13 protein-coding genes are annotated in these 14848 nt (G+C 68.4%); 10 read left to right on the forward strand and 3 right to left on the reverse strand.

The features are described 5' to 3' along the window. Window positions 1–99: 99 nt before the first annotated feature. Complete coding sequence (locus tag BUB57_RS07010) at window positions 100–918, forward strand: sulfotransferase family protein (protein WP_073064347.1); 819 nt, start codon at window positions 100–102, stop codon at window positions 916–918. Between the two features lie 167 nt (window positions 919–1085). Here BUB57_RS07010 and hemN read toward each other — a convergent pair whose 3' ends face one another. Further along, entirely contained in the window at window positions 1086–2441 is a 1356-nt protein-coding gene (gene hemN / locus BUB57_RS07015; RefSeq protein WP_073064349.1) for an oxygen-independent coproporphyrinogen III oxidase, read from the reverse strand. A gap of 78 nt (window positions 2442–2519) precedes the next feature. On the opposite strand from hemN, the gene fnrL reads away from it, so the two are divergent. Continuing rightward, window positions 2520–3242 carry a transcriptional regulator FnrL gene (fnrL, locus tag BUB57_RS07020; protein ID WP_073064353.1) on the forward strand — a complete coding sequence of 241 codons (723 nt, stop codon included), beginning with the start codon at window positions 2520–2522 and terminating at the stop codon, window positions 3240–3242. Between the two features lie 210 nt (window positions 3243–3452). Here the strand turns inward: fnrL and BUB57_RS07025 are convergent, their stop codons facing one another. Further along, window positions 3453–4292: a universal stress protein gene (locus BUB57_RS07025; RefSeq protein ID WP_073064357.1), complete on the reverse strand. Its 840-nt coding sequence runs from the start codon at window positions 4290–4292 to the stop codon at window positions 3453–3455. 189 nt (window positions 4293–4481) lie between these two features. Between BUB57_RS07025 and ccoN the strand changes: the two genes are divergently transcribed. The 8 genes from ccoN (at window position 4482) to ccoS (ending at window position 12721) form a co-directional block, all read left to right on the forward strand. Then, a complete protein-coding gene (gene ccoN / locus BUB57_RS07030; protein WP_073064359.1) occupies window positions 4482–6098 on the forward strand; it encodes a cytochrome-c oxidase, cbb3-type subunit I in 1617 nt (538 codons plus the stop codon). A 15-nt stretch (window positions 6099–6113) separates the two neighbouring features. After that, entirely contained in the window at window positions 6114–6839 is a 726-nt protein-coding gene (ccoO, locus tag BUB57_RS07035) for a cytochrome-c oxidase, cbb3-type subunit II (RefSeq protein ID WP_073064362.1), read from the forward strand. Between the two features lie 13 nt (window positions 6840–6852). Then, the gene (locus tag BUB57_RS07040; RefSeq protein WP_073064366.1) at window positions 6853–7056 is read left to right on the forward strand and encodes a CcoQ/FixQ family Cbb3-type cytochrome c oxidase assembly chaperone; all 204 of its coding nucleotides are present in this window, start codon (window positions 6853–6855) and stop codon (window positions 7054–7056) included. A 254-nt stretch (window positions 7057–7310) separates the two neighbouring features. Next, window positions 7311–8168 carry a cytochrome-c oxidase, cbb3-type subunit III gene (ccoP, locus tag BUB57_RS07045; protein ID WP_234952017.1) on the forward strand — a complete coding sequence of 286 codons (858 nt, stop codon included), beginning with the start codon at window positions 7311–7313 and terminating at the stop codon, window positions 8166–8168. A 286-nt stretch (window positions 8169–8454) separates the two neighbouring features. Continuing rightward, complete coding sequence (gene ccoG, locus BUB57_RS07050; RefSeq protein WP_073064369.1) at window positions 8455–9915, forward strand: cytochrome c oxidase accessory protein CcoG; 1461 nt, start codon at window positions 8455–8457, stop codon at window positions 9913–9915. Next, window positions 9916–10383 (forward strand): FixH family protein, encoded by a 468-nt coding sequence (locus BUB57_RS07055; RefSeq protein WP_073064372.1) that lies wholly within the window; start codon window positions 9916–9918, stop codon window positions 10381–10383. Next, window positions 10380–12563 (forward strand): heavy metal translocating P-type ATPase, encoded by a 2184-nt coding sequence (locus tag BUB57_RS07060; protein WP_073064375.1) that lies wholly within the window; start codon window positions 10380–10382, stop codon window positions 12561–12563. Before BUB57_RS07055 ends, BUB57_RS07060 begins: the two co-directional genes overlap by 4 nt. Beyond that, window positions 12563–12721, forward strand: a complete 159-nt coding sequence (gene ccoS / locus BUB57_RS07065) for a cbb3-type cytochrome oxidase assembly protein CcoS (RefSeq protein WP_073064378.1) — start codon at window positions 12563–12565, stop codon at window positions 12719–12721. The genes BUB57_RS07060 and ccoS overlap by 1 nt, the downstream gene beginning before the upstream one ends. Before the next feature lie 403 nt (window positions 12722–13124). Here ccoS and BUB57_RS07070 read toward each other — a convergent pair whose 3' ends face one another. Continuing rightward, window positions 13125–14738, reverse strand: a complete 1614-nt coding sequence (locus tag BUB57_RS07070) for a D-alanyl-D-alanine carboxypeptidase family protein (RefSeq protein WP_327082958.1) — start codon at window positions 14736–14738, stop codon at window positions 13125–13127. Between the last annotated feature and the right edge of the window lie 110 nt (window positions 14739–14848).

The following is a 14848-nucleotide window of genomic DNA, read 5'->3' on the forward strand; positions in this document are numbered from 1 at the left end:
GGGCGATCCGCCGGTGGCGAGTTGCCTTGCGTGCATAACGATTTTATGGGCACGAACAAGACGCACCAATATCTTACGAGTTTTACGAGGACGCGAGCCATGGGGTTTCCCGGAACCTGGATGACCGAAAGCGAAAGCATGGCCTATCGGGTGGTGCCCAAATGCGCCTGCTCGACCATCGGGCAGATCATGTTCCATTCCGACCACGGCCGCTATTACGACGGCGACATCCACGACGCGACCGAGGGGCTGCACAAGTGGAACCAGGATCGCAGCCAGCCGCTGATCGAGGCGGCGGTGCTGGCCCACCGCCCGGTCGCCTTCACCTGCGTGCGCAATCCCTATGCGCGGATCCTGTCGTCATTCTTCGACAAGATCGCCGGCATCCAGCGCAACGGCAAGCGCTACCGCGGCAATCTGGTGCCGCAGCTGATGCAGCGCTACGGGGTCGAGGTCGGCAGCCCCGAGGACGGGTTCGACTTCGACCAGATCCGCAGCTTCCGCCGCTTCCTGCTGTTTGCCCGCGACACCATCCGCTGGCGCCGCCCGATGGAGCCGGACATCCACTGGTCGGCGATGTCGGGCCATATCGCCACCTTCATCGTGAACGGCGGCCGCTACGACCAGATCTTCTTTACGGAAAACTTCAACGAGGGGATGCAGAGGGTGCTGGACGCGGCGCGCACTCCGGTCCGCATGGACGTGGCGCAGGTGCCGCGGTTCAACGAATCCGAAGGCCACGGGCCGAAACGCGCCCACAAGGTCAGCGCATATTTCGACGACCTGTCGCGGCATCTGATCTGGGAAATCTACCGCAAGGACTTCCAGCTGTTCCGCTATGACTTCGACGACCCCGACAACAAGTTCCCCAAGGGCGAGGTCGATCTGGACGAGGTTCACGCGAAGCTGGGCCGATAGGGCAGGGGCGGGGTGGCTGCGGCGCCGTCGCAAGGGGGCTGTCTGCCCCCCATCGCCTGACGGCGATTCCCCCGAGGATATTTTCGGACAGAAGAAGCCGCTCCGGCGGAAACATCTTCTGTCCTGAAATATCCCGGGGGCGCGGGGGCTGGCCCCCGCGCGGCAGGTCAGATGGCGGGGCTGTGGCCCTTGGCCTCCATCTCGTAGCCGTCGAAGCGGCGGGCGATCATCCGTGTCAGCGGGCGGCCCGGTTCGGGGATCGACAGGCCGCTATCGTCCAGCTGCACCATGTCGCCGAACTCTTCCTTGACCGGGGCGAACAGCGCGGCGAGTGCGGCCTGGGTGAAGCCGTGGTCGCGGATGAACTCCTCGGCCGAGATGCGGAAATCGCACATCAGCGCCTCGATCATCCGGGCGCGCCAGTTGTCCTCGTCGGTGAACACATGGCCGCGGGTGGTCGAGAAGCGCCCCTCGCGGATCGCCTTGGTATAGGCGCCGGTGGCGGGGGCGTTCTGTGCATAGCCCTGCGGAAACCGCGAGATCGACGAGGCGCCCATGCCCACCAGCGCCTGCGCCAGATCGTCGGTGTAGCCCTGGAAGTTGCGGCGCAGCAGCCCGGCGCGCTGCGCCACCGCCAGCCCGTCGCCGGGGCGGGCGAAATGGTCGATGCCGATCTCGTCATAGCCGTCGGCGACCAGCAGGTCGCGGGCGACCTCGAACAGCCGCAGCCGCGCCTGCGCGTCGGGCAGGGTGTCGTCGGGAATCATCACCTGCCGCTTGGCCATCCACGGCACATGCGCATAGCCGTAAAGCGCGATGCGGTCGGGCGACAGCGCCATCAGCTTCTGGATGGAATCGGCGATCTTCTGCGGGGTCTGGTGGGGCAGCCCGTAAAGGATGTCGGTGTTCAGGCTGGCGATGCCGCGGTCGCGGATCATGCGGATCGCCTGCGCGGTGATCTCGAAGCTCTGTTCGCGGCCGATGGTCTTCTGGATCTCGGGGTCGAAGTCCTGCACCCCGATCGAGGCGCGGGTCAGTCCGGCCTCGGCCAGCGCGTCCATGCGGGCCTCGTCGATCTCGTTGGGGTCGATCTCGACCGAGAACTCTGCCCCCTCGGCAAGCGGGAACGCGTCGAACACCGCGCCGGCCACGCGGCGCATCATGTCGGGCGGCATCAGCGTCGGCGTGCCGCCGCCCCAGTGCAGGCGCGACAGCCTGACCCCGGGGGCGAGCCTGGCCTTGAGCAGATCGAGTTCCTGCAGCAGCACGTCGGCATAGGCGCGCACCGGCGCGTCCGACTGGGTGCCCTGGGTGCGGCAGGCGCAGAACCAGCACAGCCTGCGGCAGAACGGCACATGCATGTACAGCGAGATCGCCGCCCCGGCCGGGATCTCCTGCACCCAGCGGGTGAAATCGGCAGCGCCTACCGTGGGTTTGAAATGCGGCGCGGTCGGATAGGATGTGTAACGCGGCACGCGCGCGTCGAACAACCCCAGGCGGGTCAGTTGCGATTCCTGTTCCATGGCGCTATTCATTGCCCGGCTTAACTGGACACGGCATTGACACAGGTCAAGAGCATCACCCCTGAAACCTGCCACCCGATGCAGGTTCCCTGTGCGGATTGCCCGATCCGTTACCGCGCGGTCTGTGCCACCTGCGAGGCGGGGGATCTCGACCGTCTCGACGCCACCAAATACTATCGCCGTTATCAGGCCGGCCAGACCGTGGCGCTGGCGGGCGAGCGGATGGAGTTCGTGGCCTCGGTCGTCACCGGCGTGGCCGGGCTGTCGCAGACGATGGAGGACGGGCGCACCCAGATGGTCGGGCTGCTGCTGCCGTCGGACTTCCTGGGCCGGCCGGGACGGGCGGTGTCGGCCTATGACGTGACCGCGCTGTCGGACCTGCTGCTGTGCTGTTTCCGCCGCAAGCCCTTCGAGGATCTGCTGCGCTCGAACCCGCGGATCTCGGGGCGGCTGCTGGACATGACGCTGGACGACCTGGACGCGGCGCGCGAATGGCTGCTGCTGCTGGGCCGCAAGTCGGCGCGCGAAAAGATCGCCTCGTTCCTGGTGATCCTGGCGCGCCGCCACGCCGCCCTGATGCAGGCCGAGCCGGAAAACGGGATCGAGATCGAGCTGCCACTGACCCGCGAGGCGATGGCCGATTATCTTGGCCTGACGCTGGAAACCGTCAGCCGCCAGATCTCGGCGCTGAAGCGGGACGGGGTGATCCGGCTGGTCGGCAAGCGGCAGGTGGCGGTGCCCGATTTCAACCGGCTGGTCACCGAAAGCGGCGACGATTCCGACGGCGGCCTGCCGATCTGACTCCTCCAGAAGGCTGCGATGGGGACGGGCCCGTGCTGCGGGGACGGCCGGATGCCGGGTCACCCCCTTTGCGCGATCGGCGCGTGACTGCGCTCAGCGCGCCATCAGCTCCGACGGCGGCCTGCCGATCTGAACCTCACCCTCGGGGGGCGTAATGGGGCGCGGCCCGTGATGCAGGAAGGGCCGGATGCCCGGCCGCTCCTTAAGCGCTCAGCGCGCCATCAGCACCGGCAGCGTAGCATGTTCCAGCATCCGCCTTGTCACGCCGCCCAGGATCGCCTCGCGCAGCCGCGACTTGCTGTAGGCGCCGATCACCATCATGTCGGCGCCGGTCTCGATCGCGCGGCGGTTCAGCACTTCGGTGACGGTGGGCAGGGTCTTGGCCAGCACCGCGATATTGGCGTTGACCCCGTGGCGGGTCAGCATCTGGCACAGCCGCCCGCCGGGGTCCGAGCCCTCGGGCGAATGGGGCGAGGGGTCCACCACCGCGATTTCCACCGATTCGGCCATCTTGAGCAGCGGCATGGCGCGGCGGACGGCGTGCAGCGCCTCGTCGGACTGGTTCCAGCCGATCAGCACCCGCTTGCCCACCGCGGTTCCCAGCTCTGCCCCGCGCGGCATGATCAGCGCCGGGGCGCCGCCCTCGAACAGCGCCGCCTCGACCACGGCTTCGGCGTCGGGGGCGGCGTCGGGGCCGTAGGGCTGGGTCTGCACCACCAGATCGACATAGCGCGCCCGCATCGCCACCAGCGACGACAGCCCGCCGATCTGGGCCACTGCGCTGTCCAGCGACCAGCGGATATCCTCGTGCGAGAGCTGCTCGCGCATCTCGGCCTCGATCGCCTCGGCGGTGGCCATGGCGCGGTCGACGGCCTCCTGGAACACATAGGCCGAGGCGCCGGCGTAGTAATATCCGGTCTGGGTGCGGTCGACCCCCAGCGCGAACACCTCGAGATGCGCATCCTCGCGCCGGGCCAGCGCCATGGCGGATTCGAGCTGCGCGATCTGGCCGGTCTGGGTGATGACGGTAAGGATGGTCTTGTAGCCCATTGCGCTGCTCCATATTGGCGGGACAACTTGCCCGCGGGGGCGACCTTAAGCCGCAGTTTGCCCCCCTTTGATTGACCTAGATCAAGGATTGGTCAAGTTTCCCTCCCTAGAGCACACGGGCACGACGGCCTGGCGGATCGTCAGCGGACGAGTCGGCCGGGCCGTTTCGACACGAAGGATACCGACACGATGTGGGATAGCTTGAAGCTGATCGTGCTGGGCGCGATTGCGGTCTTTGCCGCGATCGCGGCCAATTACGCGCGCGATCTGGCATTTATGGTAAGCGCGCTGATTGTGATGCTGGCCGCAGGCACGGCGTTCCTGTGGACCATGCGGACCATGGACGACCCGATCCGCCAGCGCGCGCTGGCGAATGCCGGATCGGAATACATGGACGGCGTGATCCGTGCGGGGGTGATCGCCACCGCCGGATGGGCGGTCGTGGGCTTCCTCGTCGGCGTCGTCATCGCCGCCCAGCAGGCCTGGCCGGTGCTGAACCTGTCCGAATGGACCGCCGGCTACACCAACTTCGGCCGGCTGCGCCCGCTGCACACCTCGGCGGTGATCTTCGCCTTTGGCGGCAACGCGCTGATCGCGACCTCGTTCTATGTGGTGCAGCGCACCTCGGCCACGCGGCTGTGGGGCGGCAATGCGGCGTGGTTCGTGTTCTGGGGCTACAACCTGTTCATCGTGCTGGCCGCCAGCGGCTATGTGCTGGGCGCCACCCATTCCAAGGAATACGCCGAGCCGGAATGGTACGCCGACTGGCTGCTGACCGCGGTCTGGGTGACCTACCTGGCGGTGTTCGTCGGCACCATCATGAAGCGGCGCGAGCCCCATATCTACGTCGCCAACTGGTTCTACCTGTCCTTCATCGTGACCATCGCGATGCTGCACGTGGTCAACAACCTTGCGATTCCGGTGTCCGTGTTCGGGTCCAAGTCGGTGCAGCTGTTCTCGGGCGTGCAGGACGCCATGACGCAGTGGTGGTACGGCCACAACGCCGTCGGCTTCTTCCTGACCGCGGGCTTCCTGGGGATGATGTATTACTTCATCCCGAAACAGGCCGAGCGTCCGGTCTACAGCTACAAGCTGTCGATCATCCACTTCTGGGCGCTGATCTTCATGTATATCTGGGCCGGCCCCCACCACCTGCACTACACCGCGCTGCCGGCCTGGGCCGCGACGCTGGGGATGGTGTTCTCGATCATGCTGTGGATGCCCAGCTGGGGCGGCATGATCAACGGGCTGATGACCCTCTCGGGCGCCTGGGACAAGCTGCGCACCGACCCGATCATCCGCATGATGGTCGTCGCCGTCGGCTTCTACGGCATGGCGACGTTCGAGGGGCCGATGATGTCGATCAAGGCCGTGAACTCGCTGTCGCACTATACCGACTGGACCATCGGCCACGTGCATTCCGGCGCGCTGGGCTGGAACGGCATGATCACCTTTGGCGCGCTCTACTACCTGGTGCCGCGTCTGTGGGGGCGTGAGCGTCTGTATTCGCTGTCGCTGGTCAGCTGGCACTTCTGGCTCGCCACCATCGGGCTGGTGCTCTACGCCTCGTCCATGTGGGTGTCGGGCATCATGGAGGGGCTGATGTGGCGCGAGGTCGACACCCAGGGCTTCCTGGTCAACGCCTTCGCCGACACGGTGGTCGCCAAATACCCGATGCTGGTGGTGCGGACCCTGGGCGGGGTGTTCTACCTGACCGGCGGCATCATCATGTGCTGGAACCTCTGGGCCACGGTTGCCCGCCAGCCGCGCGTCGCGTCGGATCGCGTCGCCGTGCCGGCCGAATAAGAAAAGGCAAAGTTCATGGCCCTTCTTGATCACCACAAGATCATCGAAAAGAACGCCACCCTGCTGCTGGTGTTCTCGTTCCTGGTCGTCACCATCGGCGGCATCGTGCAGATCGCGCCGCTGTTCTACCTGGAAAACACCATCGAGAAGGTCGAGGGGATGCGTCCCTATACGCCGCTCGAACTGACCGGGCGGGACATCTATGTCCGCGAGGGCTGCTATACCTGCCACAGCCAAATGATCCGCCCGATGCGGGACGAGGTCGAGCGCTATGGCCATTACAGCCTTGCCGCGGAATCGATGTACGACCACCCGTTCCAGTGGGGCTCCAAGCGCACCGGGCCGGACCTGGCCCGGGTCGGCGGCCGCTATTCGGACGAATGGCACATCGACCACCTGGTCAATCCGCAGTCGGTGGTGCCGGAATCGATCATGCCCGGCTACGGCTTCCTGCTGAACCGCCCGATCGACGCCAAGTACATCGAGGACCGGCTGGTCGCCGACCGCCGCGTCGGCGTGCCCTACAGCGACGAGATGCTAGCCGAGGCGCGCGCCGACTTCGTGGCGCAGGCCGATCCCGACGCGGACGGCTCGGACCTGGAAGAGCGGTATCCGGGGGCGCAGCAGCGCAACTTCGACCGCCAGCCGGGCGTGACCGAGATGGATGCGCTGATCGCCTATCTGCAGGTCCTGGGGACGATGGTCGATTTCTCGACCTTCCAGCCCGACCAGCATCGCTGACGCGGGCAGGAGCATGGACCGCTATACGTTCCTGCGCCAGCTCGCCGACAGCTGGGTGCTGCTGGTGCTGACACTGGTGTTCGTCGGGGTGATCCTGTTCGTCTGGCGCCCCGGCGCGCGCCGGCTGCAAAAGGACGCCGCCGAGAGCATCTTCCGCAACGAGACGAAACCCGCCCCTGAGGACAGGGAAGCGGAGGACCGCAAGGAGGTCGACTGATGGCCGATCCGAAAGACGAAAACCCGACGCCGACCCCGCTGGACCGCCAGGTGGCCGAAAACCTGGGGGTCAGCGCCGACGATCCGCACACCAGCCCGGCGAACCCGGAAAACCGGATCTCGCTGGAGCGGCAGGCCGCCGACGCGGAAAACGCCGAGCAGATCCTGCGCAACGTCCCCGAGAATATCGTGGGGGTGAAGCCGCGCGCGGATCGCGAGCCGCGCCGCAAGGTCACCCGCCGGGTCGGCAAGAAGGTGGTCGAGGTCCAGTCCACCGGCCACAGCTGGGACGGGATCGAGGAATACGACAACCCGCTGCCGCGCTGGTGGCTGTGGACCTTCTACGTGACGATCGCCTGGGCGCTGGCCTATGCGCTGGCCTTCCCGGCGGTGCCGCTGCTGAAGGGCACCACCCAGGGCTTCCTGGGCACGACCCCGCGCGACGAGGTTGCGCGCGAGATCCAGCGTTTTGACGAGGCGAACGCCCCGATCGAGACCCGGCTGGCCGCAGTGGACCTGACCGAGATCCAGGGCGATCCCGATCTGCTCAACTATGCCAACAACGCCGGCGCCGCGGTGTTCCGCACCTATTGCGCGCAGTGCCACGGTTCGGGCGCGGGCGGCAACCCGGGCTATCCCAGCCTGCTGGACAACGACTGGCTGTGGGGCGGTTCGATCGAGGACATTCACCTGACGGTGATGCACGGCATCCGCAGCCCCGACGACGGCGACACCCGCTATTCGGAAATGCCGCGCTTCGGCGTGGACGGGCTGCTGGAGGACCAGCAGATCGACGAGGTGACGCAATTCGTGCTGTCGCTGTCGGGCCAGCCGCACGATCAGGCCGCGGCCGAGGCCGGCGCCGTGGTCTTTGAAGAGCAGTGCATCGCCTGCCACGCCGAGGACGGCACCGGCGACCGGATGCAGGGCGCGCCCGACCTGACCGATGCGGTCTGGCTGTACAACGTCAACGGGCAGGCCGACGAGGCCACGATCCGCCGGATCATCCACGACGGCCCCTTCGGCGTGATGCCGGCCTGGGCGGGCCGCCTGTCGGAAAGCCACATCCGCGCGGTCGCGACCTATGTGCACGGGCTGGGCGGCGGCGAGTGATCGCCGCCCCCGCCCGCCGGGCTGCACCCGCGCCGGCCCCGATTGCGTGACCGCGCAGCCGGGCCGGTCGCCGCAGCGGCTGGCCGGCGGACCACCGGACTTCCCGGGCGCGCCCCCCAGGGCCGCGCCCGGATCGCGTTCTGTCCGGCCTTGGCGGAGGCTGCGACAAAACGCCCCTAAAAGCTTCCGGCCCTGTCCCATATATGACGGGCCATCGGTTGCTTGATGTAAGTCAAGCCCGCATTTGCAGGGTCCGCCACCGTGCCCTGCGGCAACGGAGCGACGGATGTCCACAGTCGAGCAGGAACCCCCACGCCTCTATGCGGCGCGCGAACCCATCTTTCCGCGCCGGGTGAAGGGAAAGTTCCGAAGCCTCAAATGGGTGCTGATGGCGGTGACGCTGGGCATCTACTACATCACCCCCTGGATCCGCTGGGACCGCGGCCCCGGCCTGCCCGACCAGGCGGTGCTGGTGGACCTCGCCAACCGCCGCTTCTTCTTCTTCTGGATCGAGATCTGGCCGCACGAGTTCTATTTCGTCGCCGGGCTGCTGATCATGGCCGGGCTGGGGCTGTTCCTGTTCACCTCGGCGCTGGGGCGGGTCTGGTGCGGCTATGCCTGCCCGCAGACCGTCTGGACCGACCTGTACATCCTGGTCGAGCGCTGGATCGAGGGCGACCGCAACGCCCGCATCCGCCTGTACGAACAGCGCTGGGACGCGCGCAAGGCGCGGCTACGGGTCACCAAATGGGTGGTGTGGCTGCTGATCGGGCTGCTGACCGGCGGCGCCTGGGTGTTCTATTTCGCCGATGCCCCGACGCTGCTGGGCAATCTGGTCACCGGCAACGCCCATCCGATCGCCTACTCCACCATCGCGATCATGACCGCGACCACCTTTTTCTTTGGCGGTTTCGCGCGCGAGCAGATCTGCATCTACGCCTGTCCCTGGCCGCGCATCCAGGGCGCGATGATGGACGAGGACACGCTGACCGTCGCCTATCGCGAATGGCGGGGCGAGCCGCGCGGCAAGATCGCCAAGGGCGAGGCCACGAAATCCGACAGCCCTACCGCGCTCAAGGGCGACTGCATCGACTGCCTGGCCTGCGTCCACGTCTGCCCGATGGGCATCGACATCCGCGACGGCCAGCAGCTGGAATGCATCACCTGCGCGCTGTGCATCGACGCCTGCGACGACGTGATGGCGCGCATCGGCAAACCGCGCGGGCTGATCGACTATATGGCGCTCAAGGATGAAAGCGCCGAAAAGACCGGGCAAGAGGGCGAGTCGCTGTGGCGCCATGTGCTGCGCCCGCGCACGCTGCTGTATTTCGGCCTGTGGTCGGCGATCGGCGTCGGGTTGATCGTGGCGCTTTTCCTGCGTTCGCCCTATGATCTGAACGTCACCCCGATCCGCAACCCGCTGTATGTCACCATGTCCGACGGCTCGATCCGCAACACCTACGAACTGCGGCTGCGCAACAAGCAGGGCGAGGAAAAGACCTTTGCCGTGGGGGTCAGCGATGCCGCGGGCGCGGCGCTGGACGGGCTTGAGCTGACGCTGGAAGGCGGCGGCGACGCCGTGACCGTGGCGCAGGACGCCACCTACGAACAGCGCGTCTACCTGACCGCCGGGCCGGGCTCGGCGCTGGCGGACGGCGCGCAGGCCGGGCTGATCCTGTGGATCGAGGATGTGGTGTCCGGCCGCCGCGCCGCGGTGGAAACCGTGTTCCAGGGAAGGGGGCGATAGATGGCATGCGAACTGACCGGCCGGCATGTGCTGGCGATCACCCTGGGCGCCTTTGGCGTCATCATCGCGGTGAACCTGCTGATGGCCTTCAAGGCGGTCAGCACTTTCCCGGGGCTGGAAACCCCGAACAGCTACGTCGCCTCGCAGGTGTTCGACGCCGAGCGGGTGGCGCAGGAATCGCTGGGCTGGACCGTCACCCCCGACTATGACGGGACCGAGCTGACGCTGATGGTCCGCGATGCGCAGGGCAACCCGGCCCGGGTCCGCAACCTGACCGCCAGCATCGGCCGACCCACCCATGTGCGCGACGACCAGACCCCGCAGTTCAGCTATGAAAACGGGATGTTCCGCGCCCCGCTGACCCTGGCCCCGGGCAACTGGATCATCCACCTGACCGCCGAGGCCTGGGACGGCACCCCGTTCCGCCAGCGCATCGACCATTTCTCGGGCAGCCGGGTGAAGGGATGACCCACGCCACCCAGGATTTCGAAAGCCGCTTCAGCGCCTGCCCGGCCTGCGATGCAGCGCCGCTGGCCGGGCGGCTGGCGCAGACCGGGCCGGCGCGCGGCGACATCGTGCTGTCGCTGCCCACCGCCCATTGCGCCGCCTGCATCTCGGATGTCGAGCGCGCGCTGCGGGCGGTGCCGGGGGTGCGCGACGCGCGGGTGAACCTGACCCTGCGCCGGGTCATCGTCGACGCCGAGGGGCTGGCCGCGCCCGACCTGATCCCGGTGCTCGACCGCATCGGCTACGAGGCGCATGAACTCGACCCAGGCGCGCTGTCGGCCACCGCCGCCGACCGCCACGGCCGCGATCTGCTGATGCGGATCGGGGTGTCCGGCTTTGCGATGATGAACATCATGATCCTGTCGGTGGCGGTGTGGTCGGGGGCCGACGCCAACACCCGCGACCTGTTCCACTGGATTTCCGGCGCCATCGCGCTGCCCACCGTGGCCTTTGCCGGGCAGCCGTTCTTTTCCAGCGCCTGGCGGGCGCTGCGGGCACGGCGGCTGGGGATGGACGTACCGATCTCGCTGGCGCTGATCCTGGCCAGCGCGATCTCGGTCTATGAGACCTTCCACGGCGGGCGCCACGCCTATTTCGACGCCGCCGCGATGCTGTGCTTCTTCCTGCTGATCGGGCGCTATCTGGACTATCGCACCCGCGCGGTGGCGCGTTCCGCCGCCGAAGAGCTGACCGCGCTCGAGGTGCCGCGCGCGATCCGCCTGACCGACGGGGCCGAGGAAACCGTGCCGGTGGCCGAACTGCGCCCGGACGACCTGATCCTGGTGCGGCCCGGCGGGCGCATCCCCGCGGACGGGGTGGTGACGGCGGGCGCGTCTGAAATCGACCGCTCGCTGCTGACCGGGGAATCGGTGCCGGTCGCCGCGCATCCGGGGCAGCCGCTGTCCGCGGGAGAGGTGAACCTGACCGGCCCCTTGACTCTGCGGGTGACGGCGGCGGGGCAGGACAGCTCGCTTGCGCGGCTGACCGCGCTGGTCGCGGCGGCGGAATCGGCGCGCGGGCACTACACCTCGCTGGCCGACCGCGCCAGCCGCTTCTATGCGCCGGTGGTGCATACGGTGGCGCTGCTCAGCTTTCTGGGCTGGCTGTGGGCCACGCGCGACGCGCGGGTGGCGCTGAACGTCGCCGCGGCGGTGCTGATCATCACCTGCCCCTGCGCGCTGGGGCTGGCGGTGCCGGCGGTGATCACCGCGGCGTCGGGGCGGCTGTTCCGCGCCGGGCTGCTGATCAAGGACGGCACCGCGCTGGAACGTCTGGCCGAGGTCGACACGGTGGTGTTCGACAAGACCGGCACGCTGACCATGGGCACCCCGCGGGTGAACAACCCCGACGCGCTGGCCGGTGAGGCGCGCGCGGTGGCGCTGTCCCTGGCCGCGGGATCGAGCCACCCGCTGTCGCGGGCGCTGGCCGAGGCGCTGGCAGACACCGCCCCCGCCGCGCTGGACGAGCTGCGCGAGGTGCCGGGCTACGGGGTCGAGGGCCGCTGGCAGGGGCAGCTGGTGCGGCTGGGTCGCGCCGACTGGATCGGGGCCGAGGGTGGCGCCCCGGGCGCCGCCAGCTGGCTGCGCATCGGCGAGCGGGTGCAGCGCATCGACTTCACCGACAGCCTGCGCCCTGGGGCCGAGGCGGCCGTGGCAAGGCTGCAGGCGCTGGGGCTGCGGGTGCTGATCCTGTCGGGCGACGGCGCCGGCGCGGTCGCGGATACCGCCGCGCGGCTGGGGATTGCCGAATGGCGCGCCGATGTGCTGCCGCAGGACAAGGCGGCCGTGGTGGCCGCGCTGGGGGCCGAGGGGCGCCGGGTGCTGATGGTCGGCGACGGGCTGAACGACACCGCGGCGCTGAGCGCGGCCCATGCCTCGATTTCTCCGGCGACTGCGCTGGATGCGGCGCGGGTGGCCTCGGACATGGTGCTGGTCGGCTCGAACCTCGCGCCGGTGGCCGAGGCGGTCGGCGTCGCGCGCGCCTCGGTCCGCCGCATCCGCGAGAATTTCGGCATCTCGGTCAGCTACAACATCCTGGCGGTGCCGATCGCCATCGCCGGCTTCGCCACCCCCCTGATCGCGGCGCTGGCGATGTCGGCGAGTTCCATCTGCGTGACGCTGAACGCGCTGAGGCTGCGCTGATGGAGGTGCTGGCCTTCCTGATCCCGGTATCGCTGCTGCTGGGGGCGCTGGGGCTGCTGGCCTTCCTCTGGGCGCTGCGCAACCGCCAGTACGACGACCCCAAGGGCGACGCCGAACGTATCCTCAGCGACGAATGGGACGACCGGCCGAAGCCGTAAGGGGCGGAGGGTGCGCTCCGACGCACTGGCATAGAGGCTGCACGGCGGGTTTGTCAGGGCTCTGTGACTCGGATTGTCGTCGAGCGGACCGGCAGATGGCTGTCGGAGTTGGCTTAACAGGCTCTGTCACTGCACCCGAGGCGTGCCGACGGCTGCCCGGCAGCGACGGTATTCTCTATGCGCAGCGGGAGGTAGTCGTTACTGCTAATGTAGCATGGTTTCGTCCCGACCGGCATGGCTCATGCGTCCAACAGATGCGGTGGAATGCTCTCTCCATGACCATGGCGGCTTGCCCAACCGGCCAGGCGCGCGCGATGCCGCCCAAAAGAAAACCCCGCGCCTCACGCGGGGTTTTCGGTGTCTTGTCGCAAAGGACGTGCCCGCCGGGGCCGCCCCAGCGCGCCTAGTTCCCCAGCACCGTGCAGCGCTGGGCGGTGGCGGCGAGCTTGTCGCAGGCCAGTTGTGCGGCGTCGCGGGTCAGGCCCGAGAAATTGGCCTCCCAGCCGCGGGGGGTGTCGCCGACGCGGCGGACGGCGTTGCTCAGCACCGCGCTTTCCTGCAGCGCGATGCGCAGCAGCAGCTGCTCGGCCTCGGCCTTGGTCTTGTAGCGGCCCAGGGTGATGCCGTAGTTGCCGCGGCCCTTGGTGACGGGGCGCGAGACGATCTCGGTCGCCTCGGGATCCGAACGGTCGCCCTCTTCCTCGAGCGCGGCCAGGATCACCGTGTCGGACTTGGGCACCGGCTTCGATGAGGCCAGCAGCGCGGCGCGCCCGCTTGCCGGTTCGGCGGCGGCGAAGGTCGAGCCGGGGGTGCGCGGCGCTTTGGCCTGGGCGGCCGGGGCCGCAGCGGACGCCGATGCGACAGCGACGGTGCGCGGCGCCGGAACCGGGCGAGCGGACCCGACCACGGCCAGCCGCACCGCCGCCGTGGTCGGCGCGGGTGCAGGTTCGGCGGCGGGTTCGGCCGCAGGGGCCGCGGCCAGCGCCACGGCGCTGCCTGGGCGGCGCAACGGGCGGGCCGAGCCGACGTTGCGGGCCGGTGCGGCCTCGGCCTGGCGCTGCGCCGGCGGTTCCAGCGGCACGGTCGAGCCGCGGACCTGCCGCGCCGCCACCGGCGAGGGCACCGGCGGCGCGCTGCGCGCCATCTGCACGCTGCGCTTGCGTTCGGCGATATAGGCGGGCGGATCGGGGCGTTCCTCGCGCACCTTGGTCGGGGCCTTGCCGAAACCGGTGTCGAGCAGCTGCGCCATGACCTCGTTGCGCTGCGCGGTGGACTGGCCGCCCATCACCGTGGCGATGATCCGCTTGGAGCCGCGCTGCGCCGAGGCGGTCAGGTTGAACCCCGCCGCGCGGGTGTAGCCGGTCTTGATCCCGTCGGCGCCGGAATAGTTGTCCAGGAAGCGCTTGTTGGTGCTGGACACGGTGGCGATCCCGGCGTCGGCCGAGCGGCGCGAGAAGATCGAGTAATACTGCGGGAAATCATAGAACAGCCGCCGCCCCAGCAGGGTCATGTCGCGGGCCGAGGAATAATGCCCCTGCTGCGTCAGCCCGTTGGCGTTCAGGAAGTTGCTGTTGTTCATCCCCAGCGCCCGCGCCATGGCGGTCATCTGCTGGCCGAAGCGCTTTTCGGAACCGGCCAGCCCCTCGCCGATCGCGGTGGCAGCGTCATTGGCCGATTTCACCGCCGCGGCCCGAATCAGGTAGCGCAGCTCGATCTGCTGGCCGGCGCGCAGCCCCAGCCGCGAGGGCGGCTGCCCCGCGGCGTGCGGGGTGACGGTAAAGCGGCTGTCCAGCCGCACCTGCCCCCGCTCGATGGCCGTGAAGGCCATGTAGAGCGTCATCATCTTGGTCAGCGAGGCCGGGTGCAGCCGGGCATTGGCGTTCTGCGAATAGATTTCCTTGCCGGTCCGCCCGTCCATGACAAAGGCCGCAAAGGGCGCGGAGGACGCCGTCAGCGGCACGAGCGCGCCGATAAGGGCGATCCACCCCGCGATGAGGGTCCGATAGAGAATCTGCACTGTCCTGCTCTCTCTGCCTGTGGGCGTGTTCTTGTCGCACGCCATTCGTTTATAAATCGACAATAGCACGGCGAATTGCGCCCGGGAACCACGCAATCGCCAGTTTTTCA

Origin of the sequence: Paracoccus solventivorans (assembly GCF_900142875.1) — a bacterium.
GTDB lineage: Bacteria > Pseudomonadota > Alphaproteobacteria > Rhodobacterales > Rhodobacteraceae > Paracoccus > Paracoccus solventivorans.